This window comes from Mesorhizobium sp. M0816 (genome assembly GCF_040320005.1).
In the GTDB taxonomy this organism is placed as follows: domain Bacteria; phylum Pseudomonadota; class Alphaproteobacteria; order Rhizobiales; family Rhizobiaceae; genus Mesorhizobium.
In genome coordinates, this window is record NZ_JAMYOT010000003.1 from 238,909 (window position 1) to 251,685 (window position 12,777).

A 12,777-nucleotide genomic window follows, 5' to 3' on the forward strand; every position below is an offset into this window, starting at 1 on the left:
CTTGAGGGGGAGATGTCCGGCAGGACAGAGGGGGGTGCGCCTCGCACCTGCGATGGGTGTGTAACCGATGCACTTCGGACCCCACCTGCTCCTCGCCGCCCTCGAAGGCCTCGTCACCTCCGCCGTGCTGGCGCTGACGGCGCTTGGCCTGTCGCTGGTGTTCGGCGTCATGCGCGTCGTCAATGTCGCGCATGGCGAGTTTTTCATGCTCGGCGCGGTGCTTGCCTGGGCGATCTCTACGGCGATATCCGGCCATCCGGCGCTCGGCTTCCTGGCCGCCCTGGTGCTGGCGCCGCTGATCGTCGGCCTGATCGCGCTGGTCGCCGAACGGCTGGTGCTGCGCCGGCTCAACTACAATCCGGAAGCCACCATCGTCGCCACCATCGGCATGCTCTACATCATCCAGCAATTGGCGCTGACCTTCTACGGCCCGGAGGCGCGGCCGGTGGAGCCGCCGTTCAGCTACCGCATCCTCCTGCCGTGGTTCGGCTATTCCGGCTACAAGCTGTCGATCATCGCCGCGTCGGCGCTGCTGCTGGTCGCGACCTGGCTGGTGCTGACGCGCACGAAAATCGGCCTCGTCATGCGCGCCACGCAATATGACAGCGAGACGGCGCAGGCCTTCGGCATCCCGGTGACGAGAGTCTATGCCGGTGTTTTCGCGCTCGGCGCCATGCTGGCTGCTGTCGCCGCGGTGCTGATCGTGCCGATCAGCCAGGCCCACTATCTGATGGGACAGGACCCGCTGTTGCTGTCGTTCATCGTCGTCATCATCGGCGGCCTCGGCTCGCTGCGAGGCACGGTCGTCGCCGCGGTGCTGATCGGCCTTTCCGACGGCATCATCTCGGTGTTCTTCTCACCGACGCTGGCCAAGATCATCGCCACCTTGCTCGTCGCCATGGTGCTGGTGTTCCGGCCGCAGGGCCTGTTCGGGACGACATCGCGATGAAGGATGCTTCGCCGGCAAAGCCATATGCGCTGCACCTCGGCGTCATCGCCCTGCTTTTCGGGCTTAGCTTCGTCCTGCCGGAATACCATCACGGCCTGCTCGCCCGCATCATGGTGCTGGCGGTCTTCGCCATGGGCTACAATCTGCTGTTCGGCTATGTCGGGCTGCTTAGCCTCGGCCATGCCATGTTCTTTTCAGCCGGGCTCTATGGCGCCGGCCTTGCCGTCATCCATCTCGGCTGGAGCGTGCCGGCCGCCTTCGCAGCCGGGCTTGCCTGCGGCGCGCTTCTCGCGCTGGTGATCGGGCTGCTGGCGCTGCGCACCTCCGGCGTCGCCTTCATGATCGTCACTATGATGTTCGCGCAGGTATTCTATCTCGTCATCCTCTATTTCGCTGCCTGGACCGGTGGCGACCAGGGCATGGTCGTGCCGCAGCCGATGCGTGTCCTTGTCCTGGGCAGCACGTCGCTCGACCTCACCAACCCGACCGTGCGCTATATGAGCGCGCTGGCACTGTTCTCGATCGTGCTGCTCATAAGCCTGGCGATAGTCCGCTCCGGCTACGGTCGCGTGCTGGTCGCCATCCGCGAGAACGAAGAGCGGACCAAAATGCTTGGCTATGATACATTTTCCAACAAGCTCGCCGCCGTCGTCATCTCAGGCAGCATCTGCGCGGCTTCCGGCGCGGCCTATGCGCTGCTGTTCGGCTATGTCGGCTCGAGCTTCGCTTCGGTGCAATATTCCATCCTGCCGCTGCTCTGGGTGCTGCTGGGCGGTGCCGCTACCACGCTCGGTCCGCTGATCGGCACGCTGTTCATGTATTATGTCATCGATGTCGCCAGCGGCTACACCTCGGCCTATCTGCTGATCGTCGGCATAGCGCTCATCCTGCTGGTGCTGTTCTTCCCGAGAGGCATTCTCGGCAGCATCCGCCAGCGCTGGCTCGGGTGGTTGCCATGATGCCGCTGCTCACCACCAAAGGCCTGTCGCGCAGTTTCGGCGGCTTGCGCGCCGTCGACGGCGTCGACTTCGCGCTGATGCCGGGCGAGATCCGCGCTGTCATCGGCCCCAACGGTGCCGGCAAGACCACCTTCGTCAGCCTGGTCAGCGGCCGTATCCAGCCCTCGTCGGGCATGATCGTCTTCGACGGCGCGGACATCACCAATCTGCCGGCCTACGCCAGGGTTCGCCTTGGCGTCGCCTACACTTTCCAGATCACCAGCGTCTTTGCCAATCTCAGCGCCTACGACAATGTTGCCCTGCCGGTGCAGCGCACGCTGACCGACGGCCGCTCGAAGGGCGCGGTTCACACCGGCGTCATGGCCGCGCTCGAGCGTACCGGCCTTGCCGACCGCGCCGACATGCCGGCCGGGCAGCTGTCCTACGGTCACCAGCGGTTGCTGGAAGTGGCGATGGGACTGGCACTGAAGCCGCGGCTGCTGATCCTCGACGAACCGACGCAAGGGCTGGCCGACAGCGAGATCGATAATTTCATCGAGCTGGTGCGCGAGATCGCCGATAGCGCCACCGTGCTTTTGATCGAGCACAACATGCCGGTGGTCATGCGGCTCGCCGACCGCATCACCGTCTTCAACGCCGGCAGGATTTTGGCTGAAGGCACGCCCGAGCAGATCCGCGCCAATGCCGCGGTGCAGGACGCCTATCTGGGGACGACCCATGGCTGAGGCCCAGTCCAAGGCACTGACGATCTCCGGGGTCGACTGCTTCTATGGCGAGGTCCAGGTGCTCTATGGCCTCGATCTTGTCTTGAACGAGGGCGAAGTGCTCTGCCTGTTCGGCCGCAACGGCGCCGGCAAGACGACGACGCTGAAGGCAATCATGGGCCTGGTGCCGGTAAGCTCAGGCTCGATCCGGCTCGAAGGGCGGGAATTGACCGGCTTGCCGGCGCACGAGGTGCCCAAGGCCGGCCTCGCCTACGTGCCGCAGGGCCGGCGGCTGTTCGCCGAGATGACGGTGGCTGAAAACATCGAGATCGGCCTGATGGCCCGCAACAAGGGCAAGGCGACGCGCGAAAACGTGCTCGATCTTTTTCCGCTGCTGCGCCAGCGCCTCAGGCAGCGTTCCGGCACGCTGTCCGGCGGTGAGCAGCAGATGCTGGCCATGGCCCGCGCCCTGTGCCTGGAACCACAGGTGCTTCTGCTCGACGAGCCGACCGAAGGGCTGATGCCGTCGATGATCGCCAAGATCCGCGAAACGGTGTCGAAGCTGCGTGCGCTTGGCGTGTCGACAATTCTTGTCGAGCAGCGCGTCGATGCCGTGCTCTCGGTCGCAGACCGCGTTTGTTTCATCGAAAACGGCCGCAACCGCGAGACGGTCGACGTTGAGGAGCTGCGTGCCGATCCCTCGGCGGTCCGTCGCTATGTCGGCGTCGGATGATCAGGCAAAGAACAGCAAGCCGGCAAGCAGGAATGTCGGGATCAGCACCGCGCCCGACCATGCCATATAGCCAAAGAAGCTCGGCATCTTGATGCCGCGATGCCTGGCAATGGCATAGACCATGAAATTCGGCGCATTGCCGACATAGGTGTTGGCGCCCATGAACACCGCGCCTGCCGAGATCGCCGCCAGCGTCGAGGCGAACTCGGTCATCAGATGCTGCGCATCGCCGCCAGCCAGCTCGAAGAACACCAGATAGGTCGGCGCATTGTCGAGGAAGGACGACAGCGCTCCGGTCAGCCAGAAATAGGCAAGGTTGTCCGGCGCGCCGGTCGGCGAACTGACCAGCAGCACCAACGGCGCCAGCGCGCCGTCGAGCCCGGCCCGCAATATGGCGACGACCGGCACGATGCAGATGAAGATGCTGGCGAACAGCTTCGCCACCTCGGCAATCGGCCCCCAGTTGAAGGCGTTTGCGCCGCGAAACTCCTTCGGCGAGACGACAAGCGAAGTGAAGGCCAGTATCAGGATGGCGGCGTCGCGCACCAGATTCTGCAGCTCGAGGCTGACGCCCTGAAAAGAGAAACTCACTCCCGGCTTCCAGGCAGCGGAAATCAGGATCGCGGCGATTACGCCGGCCAGCAGCGGGATGTTGGCCAGGCCGCGAATGCGCACCTTGCTGTCGGGCGTCGGATCCTTGATCTTCGGCGCGCCTTCCTCCCGGCGATGCATGATGATGTCGATCGCCAGGAAAACAGCCAGCACCACGCCGGCGACGAACAGCGTCTCGGGCAGCAGGTGAACTGTCGTCCAGAAGAAATCGACGCCGCGCAGAAAGCCGACGAACAGCGGCGGATCGCCCAGCGGCGTTAGCGACCCGCCGATGTTGGAAACCAGGAAGATGAAAAAGATGACGACATGGGCGTTGAAGCGCCGGTTGTCGTTGGCGCGGATGAGCGGCCGGATCAGGATCATCGAGGCGCCGGTTGTGCCAATGATCGAGGCAAGCAGCGCCCCTCCCAGCAACAGCCCGGCATTGACCAGCGGCGTGCCGTGTATGTTGCCGGCAACGAAGATACCGCCCGAAATGGTGAACAGCGCAAACAGCAGGATGATGAACGACATGTATTCGGTGAGCAGCGCATGCAGCACCGCCTGCGTGGCGGACGGGATGCCGAAGGCGATGGCCAGCGGCCCGATCACCAACGCTGCCCAGAAGGCAGCGATCTTGCCGTAATGGTGCTCCCAAGCATGATGGAACAGCAGCGGGCCGGTCGCGATGCAAAGCAATAGCCCGGCAAACGGCAGCACCCACCAAAGCGACATGGCGGCGCCCGGCAATTCGTGCGCTTCGGCCGCGAGAACCGCTCTCGGAGAAAAGATTGCTGCAATAAGTGCAGCACTTGCCGTCAACGCCGCAAACCGCATGAAGCCCCTCAAAAGTCTGTCAGGTTCGGGTGGATGACGTTCAAATCAGTGTCACGCCGGCATCGCGCATCCGGCCCAGCATCCTCTCCACGGAGCCGTTGAGATCGATGCCGCGGCAGGCGTCGAGCCGCACGGACGTCTCAAAACCGAGCTTGACTGCGTCGAGCGCCGAAAAGGCGACGCAGAAATCCGTCGCCAGGCCGACCAGGGTCAGCGTCTCGATGTTCCGATCCCGGAGATAGCCGGCAAGGCCGGTCGGCGTCGTCCGGTCGTTCTCGAAGAATGCGGAATAGCTGTCGATCGCAGGACGGAACCCCTTGCGGATCACCAGCTCGGCCTTGCTCCAGGCGAGGCCCGAATGGAAATCCGATCCCAGGCTGCCCTGGATGCAGTGATCCGGCCACAGCGTCTGGTGGCCATAAGGCACGTCGATCGTTTCGAACGGGTGCTTGCCGGGGTGGCTGGAGGCAAAGCTCGAATGGCCGGCAGGGTGCCAGTCCTGCGTCAGCAGGACGTGCTCGGTCCGCCGGATCAGGTCATTGACCAACGGCACGATTTCGTCGCCACCGGCCACTTCAAGGGCGCCACCCGGGCAGAAATCGTTCTGCAGGTCGATAACGACAAGCGCTTCGTCGGCCATGGAGCCTCCTTATTTTCTTGGTCTTGAGCTTAGGCTCCAATGAAAACGCGACCGGACGCAGAAACTTGACCAGATGGCCGGCTGCGTCAACCTCTCATGGCATAACAAATGCGTTCCGGGTGCACCGGTGCCAACAGCCGTGCAAACTCTGGCTTTGACAATTCCTGCCGGCTTGATATCATTTGCATACGAATGAATTTCCTGCCTTGAATGCTCGGGAAAATCTTTCGGCAGGATCCCCTCTCGGGAAGCCCATTCTGGGAAGGCAAAGCGTGATCCGTTACGCAAAACCCACCACGGTCGACGACGCCCTCGCTTTGCTGGGCGAAGGGCAATGGCGCATCCTCGCCGGCGGCACCGACTTCTATCCGGCACAGGGCAGCAAGCCTTTCCGCGACAATGTCCTCGATATCAATGGCCTGGTGGCATTGCGCGGCATTGCCGAAGCCGAAAACCATTGGCTCGTCGGCGCGCGCACCACCTGGACCGATCTCGTCCGCCATCCTCTGCCGGCGGCTTTCGACGCGCTGAAGCAGGCGGCGCGGGAAGTCGGCTCGGTGCAGATCCAGAACGTTGCCTCGATTGCCGGCAATCTCTGCAACGCCTCGCCGGCCGCCGACGGCGTGCCGCCGCTGCTGGTGCTCGATGCCGAAGTCGAACTGCGTTCTGCTGTGGCGACCCGGCATCTGCCCCTTGCAGAATTCATCCTCGGCAACCGTCGCACCGCACTGCAGCCCGGCGAAATGGTCATGGCAATCCGCATTCCCAAACCCGCGACCGCCGGCAGCTCCGCCTTCGTGAAACTCGGCGCGCGGCGTTATCTCGTCATCTCCATCGCCATGGCCGCCGCACGCCTGGCCGTCGAAGATGGTAGGGTCAGGAACGCGGCCGTCGCCGTCGGTTCCTGCTCGGTTGTCGCCAGGCGCCTGGCGGGTGTCGAGGCGGCGCTACGCGGCCGGCCCGTCGGCCACGCGCTGGCCACTGCGATCCAATCCGCACCGATGGACGAGCTGTCGCCGATCGGCGACGTGCGCGGCAGCGCCGAATATCGGCTGGACGCTGCGCGCGAGATCGTCGCCCGCGCCGTGCTTGGTGCGATGGGCGCTGTTCCCGACGAAAGGGCGGCGGCCTGATGGACATGGAGCGCGCCGACATCGCCTTCGAAGTCAACGGCGCCGCCGTCAGCGTTTGCGTGCCGCCGGTGCGGCGGCTGTCCGCGGTGTTGCGCGACGAACTGCGGCTGACCGGCACCAAGATCGGCTGCGATGCCGGCGATTGCGGCGCCTGCACGGTGCTGGTCGACGGCGAGCCGGTCTGCGCCTGCCTGATGCCCGCGGCTTCCGCCTCCGGCACCGTGGTGACGACCGTCGAAGGCCTCGCCAATGGCCGGTTGTCGGCGCTGCAGGCTTCGTTCCTCAGCCATGGCGCAGCGCAATGCGGCGCCTGCACGCCCGGCCTGCTGGTCGCGGCAACGGCACTCCTGGACAGGACGCCTTGCCCGAGCGAGGCCGAAACGCAGGATGCACTGGGCGGCGTGCTCTGCCGCTGTACCGGCTACCGCAAGATCGTCGCCGCGGTGATGGATGCTTGGCGCCACGCCGACGGTCTCGATCAGCGCATGCCATCCTCTGGCCATGCCGTCGGCTCCTCCCCGATCCGCCTCGATGGCCTTCCGAAAGTCACTGGCGGCGAAAAATTCGGCGGTGATTCATTCCCGGCCGACGCATTGTCGGTGTTGGTGGTCCGCTCGCCGCATTATCATGCCGCTTTCACTTTTGGCGATCTCGGCAGCTGGGTGAAATCCCGTCCTGGCATTGCCGGCGTCTTCACCGCCGCCGACATTCCGGGAAAGAATTGTTTCGGCGTCATCGCGCCCTTCGCCGACCAGCCGGCGCTGGCCGAAGGGGTTTCGCGCTTTCGCGGTGAGGCGGTGGCGCTGGTCGCCGGCGAACGCGAGGCTATCCTCGATCTCGACCTAGCCGATTTCCCTGTCAGTTGGACCGAGTTGCCGCATTTTCTGGAAACTGGCGAAGCGCAGGCCGGCGGTGCGCAACTAGTCCATGAAAACCGGCCCTCGAACCTGCTCACCTCCGGCTTCGTGGAGCGTGGCGACCCCGAAGCCGCGCTCGCCGGTGCGGCTTTCGCCGTTTCCGGCGCCATCCACACTTCCTATGTCGAGCACGCCTATATCGAACCGGAAGCCGGCTATGCCTTCATGGACGGCGACACGCTGGTCGTCGTCGCCTGCACGCAGGCGCCCTATATGGACCGTGACGACACGGCAAAAGTGCTCGGCCTTGCCCCGGAACAGGTGCGCATCGTGCCGACCGCCACCGGCGGCGGCTTCGGCTCCAAGCTCGACGTCTCGCTGCAACCGCTCATCGGCCTCGTCGCCATGAAAACCGGCCGGCCGGCGGCGCTCGCCTACAGCCGCACCGAATCGATGATCTCGACCACCAAGCGCCATCCCGCTCAGATGAGAGCGAGCATCGGCGCCGATGCCGACGGCCGCATCACCGGCATGGTCTTCGCCGGCGATTTCAACACCGGCGCCTATGCCAGTTGGGGGCCGACGGTCGCCAACCGCGTGCCGGTGCACGCCTCCGGCCCCTATGCGACGCCGAACTATCGGGCCGAAGGCCGCGCCATCCACACCAATGGCCCGATTGCCGGCGCCTTTCGCGGTTTCGGCGTGCCGCAGGCGACGATCATGCAGGAGACCCTCTATGACGACCTGGCCGACAAGCTCGGCATGGATCGGCTCGACTTTCGCCTGAAGAACTGCCTTCGGAACGGATCCGAAACAGTCACCGGCCAGCGGCTCGAGTCGGGCGTCGGCATCGCCGACTGCCTCGAGGCCCTGCGCTCACATTGGCGGCGTGCCCTAACTGACGCCGACGCGTTCAACGCCCGTAGCAGCGGCGAAAAAAAACGCGGCGTCGGCGTCGCCTCTTGCTGGTACGGTTGCGGCAACACCTCGCTGCCCAATCCGTCGACCATCAAGGTCGGCATCTCGGCATCGGGCGAAGTCGTCCTGCATCAGGGGGCGGTCGATATCGGGCAAGGTTCGAACACTGTCATCGCGCAGATCTGCGCCGACGCGTTGGGTCTTCCGCTTGAAAAGCTGCGGCTGAAAGGCGCCGACACGGCGATCACCCCCGACGCCGGCAAGACGTCGGCCTCGCGCCAGACCTTCGTCACCGGCAAGGCCGCCGAAAAGGCCGGCCGCGCCTTGCGCGATGAGATCTTGCGTTTCGCCAATGTCTCGGAAAAGGCGGCGATTGCGCTGGACGGCACAAGTCTGAGCATCGGGGAAGGCGAAGCGACGCGCCGCATCGATCTTTCCTCGCTGAAGGCAGACGCCGAAGGCTTTGTCTTCCGTGCCGAGGAAAGCTATGACCCGCCGACGCTGCCGCTCGATGCCAAGGGCCAAGGCAAGCCTTATGCCGTCTATGGCTATGGCGCCCAGATCGCCGAACTGGAGGTCGACCTCAGGCTCGGCACCGTGAAGCTTATAAAAATCACCGCCGCGCACGATATCGGCAAGGCCATCAACCCTTTACTGGCAGAGGGCCAGATCGAGGGTGGCATCGCCCAGGGCATCGGCATGGCGCTGATGGAAGAATATATCCCCGGCCGCACCGAAAACCTGCACGACTATCTGATCCCGACGATCGGCGACGTGCCACCGATCGAGACCATCCTGATAGAAGTTCCGGATCCGGAAGGACCCTTCGGCGCCAAGGGTTTGGGCGAGCATGTGCTGATCCCGACGGCGCCGGCGATCCTCAACGCCATCCGCCACGCCACCGGTGTGCTGGTCACCAAAATTCCGGCGACGCCGACCCGCATTCGCGCCGCCATCCTCGACAAGGAGGCGCGCCGATGAGCGAGCTTGCCGAACGCTTCGAGACACACGATCCCGGCGAGAAGCTGGTGGCCGAGAAGATCCGCTGCGATGCCTGTCCGGTCATGTGCTACATCGCCGAAAGCCGCACCGGCGCCTGCGACCGCTACGGCAATGTTGGCGGCAGGATCGTGCGGATGGATCCACTGACCATCCTCGACCACGCGGCCGAGACCGGCGCCGCAATCGTACCCTTTGCCGAAGAAGGCGAGACATGGGACGGCGAACTGGTCAACACCGGCCGCCGCTTCGTCACCGCCATCGGCGCCGGCACCACCTATCCCGATTACAAGCCGGCGCCCTTCATCGTCAGCCAGGAGGTCGAGGGCGTCGATCTGGTCACCGTCGTCACCGAGGGCATCTTCTCCTATTGCGGCGTCAAGGTGAAGATCGACACCGACCGTCATATCGGCCCCGAAACGGCGACGGTCCGTGCCCAAGGCGAGGCGATCGGCCATGTCACGACCGGCGAATACGGCTCGCAGATGCTGTCGCTGGGCGGCGTACATCATTTGACCGGCGGCTCGAAGGCTGAAGGGCGCGCCACCTGCGACGCCATGCTCGCCCTGTGCAACCGCAAACCGGTTGAACTCGTCATCGACGGCGGCGCCACCGTCATCGTCGAAGCCGGCAAGCCGCCGGTCATCGACGGCAAGCTCGAGCAGCGCATGCGCGTCGGCTGCGGTTCGGCTACCATAGGCATGTTCGCGACCCAATGGCGCGGCCTTGTCGACGAGGTGGTGGTGGTCGATGACCACATCACCGGCGTCGTCTCCGAGCATCAGGCCGGCAAGGTGCTTGGCTGGCAGGATACCGGCATCAAGATCATCGGCCGCCGTTCGACGCCGGGCCGTTATTTCAAGGTGTCGGAGCCCGGCCTCGGCTGGGGCGGCACCAGCATTTCCGACCCGCTGTCGATCCTTGGTGAATGGAACGCCAAAAAGGGTGCGCGCCCCGGCATGTCGCTGCTGATGGTCTCGACCACCGGCGAGCAATTCGCCTATTACGAGCTCGACGACGAACTGAAGCCGGTCCAGAAACCGTTCCCGGAGCGGCTGCGGAAGTCGGTCGAACTGATCGAGGACAATTGCGAGCCGGCGCTCTGCACCGTGCTTTTCGTCGGCGGCGCCGGCGGCTCGCTGCGCGCCGGCGTCACCGAGAACCCGGTCAATCTGACCCGCTCGGTGCAGGGCTTGACGACCTATGTGACGGTCGGCGGCGCGCCGGTCTATGTCTGGCCGGGCGGCGGCATCACGCTGATGGTCGACGTCACCCGCGTCCCGGAAGGCGCCTTCGGCTATGTGCCGACCCCGGCGCTGGTGGCGCCGATCGAGTTCACCATGCGCCGCGACGATTATGTCAGGCTTGGCGGCTACGAAGGCGAAATCCGCAGCGTCGACGATATCCTGGCCAAGGGCGGCGAATATCTCAATCCGCGCCGCGGCACGGCCGCACCCCGTGACAATCCCTGGCCGCCGCTGGCGCAGTTGCGTCGCGCGGCCGCAAACGGGGCCGGGCGATGAACGGCCCGCAGGCGCATTGGCTCGAGGACGGCCGGAGGCTTCACCTCAATCATGGGCCGATCGACCTGATCGTCGAGGCATTCGGCGAGGCGAGTGAATGCAGCGCCGCATATCGCCAGGCAGTGGCGCGCTTCCAGACAATCCTGCCCGAACTGGTCGAAGAGTTGCCGGAACTGCGGCGCCCGGCCGCCTCGCGGCCACGTGCTTTCGCTGGCCCGACGGCGCGCCGCATGGAAGCGGCAGTCGTTCCGCTAGCGAAACAATTCATCACACCGATGGCGGCCGTCGCCGGCTCGGTAGCCGACGAAGTGCTTGGCGCGCTGCTTGCCGGCCGCCGGCTCGAGCGCGCCTATGTCAACAATGGCGGCGACAGCGCGATCTATCTCGGCCACGGGCAGTCGATGACGCTTGCCATTGCCGGGACAGGTCATGGGTTGGCAGATCGTCTCACGATCCGCCCCGAAGACGGGATCCGCGGTGTCGCGACAAGCGGCTGGCGCGGCCGCTCCTTTTCGCTGGGCATCGCCGACGCGGTCACGGTGCTGGCGCGAACGGGTGCTGAAGCCGATGCCGCCGCGACCTTGATCGCCAACGCCGTCGACCTGCCCGGTCATCCGGCCGTTAGGCGCGTTCGGGCGCGCGATCTCGCACCTGACAGCGATCTCGGCGACCGTTTGGTGACGCAGGGCGTGGGGCCGCTTTCCGCCCTTGAAATCGATATTGCACTGGAAGGTGGATTTGCCGGTGCCGAGGAGTTTCGGCGGCGCGGCCTGATTGCCGCCGCGGCGCTTTTCCTCGGCGGTCAGGCACGCATCGCAGGTCCGATGGCACTCGCCAATAAGGTTTTAGAGAGGGAAATTGCTCATGCCTGAGTTTCCGATCCGCAAGATCGCCGTGCTGACCGAAGAGATTTTTCACGAAGGCGGGCCGGTGGCGAAGGTGCCGCGACGCCGCGCGGCGGCCATGGCCGTGGTCAAGAACCCGTTCGCCGGCCGTTACGTCGAGGAACTGCAGAGCGCCATGGAGGATTTGAAGCCGCTCGGGCTGCTGCTCTCCGACAGGCTTGTTGCCGCATTGGGCGGCGACGTCAAACAGATCGACGGTTACGGCAAGGGCGCCATCGTCGGCATGGCGGGCGAGCTGGAGCATGGCGCGCTGTGGCATGTGCCGGGCGGCTATGCCATGCGCGAACGGCTCGGCGACGCCAAGGCGATCGTGCCCTCGGCGAAGAAGGTCGGCGGCTTCGGCGCGCGGCTCGATGTGCCGCTCGGCCACATCAACGCCGCCTATGTGCGCAGCCATTTCGATGCCATGGAAATCGGCATCAGCGATGGCCCCCGTCCCGACGAGATCCTGTTTTGCCTCGCCATGACCTGCGGCCCGCGCGTGCACGACCGCATGGGTGGGCTGGCGGCCAAGGACATTAAGGCATGGGATGGGCTGCGGTGAGCGCCGAGGACAATCTGCTCAAGCTGGTCGAGGCCGAGGAGCCTGACGAAAACGACTATCGCTTGCAGGAGCAGGTCGGCTTCATCCTGCGCAAGGCGCATCAGCGCCATGTCTCGATCTTCGCCGCACACATCGCCGATCTGACGCCGCCGCAATTTGCCGCTTTGGCCAAATTGCGCGACGTCGGCGAGACCTCGCAGAACCAGCTTGGCAGCCTGATCGCCATGGATGCGGCGACCGTGAAGGGCGTCATCGACCGGCTGAAAGCGCGTGGCTTTGTCGAACTTAGCAAACACGAAGTCGACAAACGGCGCCTGCTGGTCAATCTGACCGCCGAGGGGCGCGACGCGATCGAGCGGCTGATTCCGCTTGCCCGTGAGATTACGCAGGAAACGCTGGCGCCGCTTTCCGCCAAGGAAGCGGCCATTTTCATGAAGCTACTGGCCAAGCTGGCTTGAGCTGCTGCCTGCCGGCATTTGGTTGTT

12 protein-coding genes are annotated in these 12,777 nt (G+C 64.9%); 10 read left to right on the forward strand and 2 right to left on the reverse strand.

Annotation, left to right across the window (positions count from 1 at the left end):
• Positions 1–67: 67 nt before the first annotated feature.
• Genes NKI17_RS05550 through NKI17_RS05565 form a run of 4 tightly spaced genes read left to right on the forward strand, consistent with a single transcriptional unit; the run spans position 68 to position 3,345 of the window.
• Entirely contained in the window at positions 68–949 is an 882-nt protein-coding gene (locus NKI17_RS05550) for a branched-chain amino acid ABC transporter permease (protein ID WP_352568540.1), read from the forward strand.
• Positions 946–1,908: a branched-chain amino acid ABC transporter permease gene (locus NKI17_RS05555; RefSeq protein WP_023676975.1), complete on the forward strand. Its 963-nt coding sequence runs from the start codon at positions 946–948 to the stop codon at positions 1,906–1,908. The genes NKI17_RS05550 and NKI17_RS05555 overlap by 4 nt, the downstream gene beginning before the upstream one ends.
• Complete coding sequence (locus NKI17_RS05560; RefSeq protein ID WP_023676974.1) at positions 1,905–2,633, forward strand: ABC transporter ATP-binding protein; 729 nt, start codon at positions 1,905–1,907, stop codon at positions 2,631–2,633. Before NKI17_RS05555 ends, NKI17_RS05560 begins: the two co-directional genes overlap by 4 nt.
• Positions 2,626–3,345, forward strand: a complete 720-nt coding sequence (locus tag NKI17_RS05565) for an ABC transporter ATP-binding protein (protein WP_023676973.1) — start codon at positions 2,626–2,628, stop codon at positions 3,343–3,345. Before NKI17_RS05560 ends, NKI17_RS05565 begins: the two co-directional genes overlap by 8 nt.
• On the opposite strand, the gene NKI17_RS05570 is transcribed toward NKI17_RS05565, so the two are convergent.
• Entirely contained in the window at positions 3,346–4,773 is a 1,428-nt protein-coding gene (locus NKI17_RS05570; RefSeq protein WP_023676972.1) for a sodium:proton antiporter, read from the reverse strand.
• 40 nt (positions 4,774–4,813) lie between these two features.
• The gene (gene pncA, locus NKI17_RS05575; RefSeq protein WP_023676971.1) at positions 4,814–5,413 is read right to left on the reverse strand and encodes a bifunctional nicotinamidase/pyrazinamidase; all 600 of its coding nucleotides are present in this window, start codon (positions 5,411–5,413) and stop codon (positions 4,814–4,816) included.
• Positions 5,414–5,685: 272 nt separating this feature from the next.
• Between pncA and NKI17_RS05580 the strand changes: the two genes are divergently transcribed.
• Genes NKI17_RS05580 through NKI17_RS05605 form a run of 6 tightly spaced genes read left to right on the forward strand, consistent with a single transcriptional unit; the run spans position 5,686 to position 12,750 of the window.
• Positions 5,686–6,546: an FAD binding domain-containing protein gene (locus NKI17_RS05580; RefSeq protein WP_023676970.1), complete on the forward strand. Its 861-nt coding sequence runs from the start codon at positions 5,686–5,688 to the stop codon at positions 6,544–6,546.
• Positions 6,546–9,302 (forward strand): molybdopterin cofactor-binding domain-containing protein, encoded by a 2,757-nt coding sequence (locus NKI17_RS05585; RefSeq protein WP_031211829.1) that lies wholly within the window; start codon positions 6,546–6,548, stop codon positions 9,300–9,302. Before NKI17_RS05580 ends, NKI17_RS05585 begins: the two co-directional genes overlap by 1 nt.
• Complete coding sequence (locus NKI17_RS05590) at positions 9,299–10,843, forward strand: hypothetical protein (RefSeq protein ID WP_023676968.1); 1,545 nt, start codon at positions 9,299–9,301, stop codon at positions 10,841–10,843. Before NKI17_RS05585 ends, NKI17_RS05590 begins: the two co-directional genes overlap by 4 nt.
• Positions 10,840–11,715 (forward strand): UPF0280 family protein, encoded by an 876-nt coding sequence (locus NKI17_RS05595; protein WP_352568538.1) that lies wholly within the window; start codon positions 10,840–10,842, stop codon positions 11,713–11,715. Before NKI17_RS05590 ends, NKI17_RS05595 begins: the two co-directional genes overlap by 4 nt.
• The gene (locus NKI17_RS05600; protein WP_352568537.1) at positions 11,708–12,292 is read left to right on the forward strand and encodes an amino acid synthesis family protein; all 585 of its coding nucleotides are present in this window, start codon (positions 11,708–11,710) and stop codon (positions 12,290–12,292) included. The genes NKI17_RS05595 and NKI17_RS05600 overlap by 8 nt, the downstream gene beginning before the upstream one ends.
• Positions 12,289–12,750, forward strand: a complete 462-nt coding sequence (locus NKI17_RS05605) for a MarR family winged helix-turn-helix transcriptional regulator (protein ID WP_023718174.1) — start codon at positions 12,289–12,291, stop codon at positions 12,748–12,750. Before NKI17_RS05600 ends, NKI17_RS05605 begins: the two co-directional genes overlap by 4 nt.
• Positions 12,751–12,777: the final 27 nt, after the last annotated feature.

Coding starts and splice junctions, on each gene's coding strand:
- NKI17_RS05550 (WP_352568540.1), top strand. CDS start 68: ATGCACTTCGGACCCCACCTGCTCCTCGCCGCCCTCGAAGGCCTCGTC.
- NKI17_RS05555 (WP_023676975.1), top strand. CDS start 946: ATGAAGGATGCTTCGCCGGCAAAGCCATATGCGCTGCACCTCGGCGTC.
- NKI17_RS05560 (WP_023676974.1), top strand. CDS start 1,905: ATGATGCCGCTGCTCACCACCAAAGGCCTGTCGCGCAGTTTCGGCGGC.
- NKI17_RS05565 (WP_023676973.1), top strand. CDS start 2,626: ATGGCTGAGGCCCAGTCCAAGGCACTGACGATCTCCGGGGTCGACTGC.
- NKI17_RS05570 (WP_023676972.1), bottom strand. CDS start 4,773: ATGCGGTTTGCGGCGTTGACGGCAAGTGCTGCACTTATTGCAGCAATC.
- pncA (WP_023676971.1), bottom strand. CDS start 5,413: ATGGCCGACGAAGCGCTTGTCGTTATCGACCTGCAGAACGATTTCTGC.
- NKI17_RS05585 (WP_031211829.1), top strand. CDS start 6,546: ATGGACATGGAGCGCGCCGACATCGCCTTCGAAGTCAACGGCGCCGCC.
- NKI17_RS05590 (WP_023676968.1), top strand. CDS start 9,299: ATGAGCGAGCTTGCCGAACGCTTCGAGACACACGATCCCGGCGAGAAG.
- NKI17_RS05595 (WP_352568538.1), top strand. CDS start 10,840: ATGAACGGCCCGCAGGCGCATTGGCTCGAGGACGGCCGGAGGCTTCAC.
- NKI17_RS05600 (WP_352568537.1), top strand. CDS start 11,708: ATGCCTGAGTTTCCGATCCGCAAGATCGCCGTGCTGACCGAAGAGATT.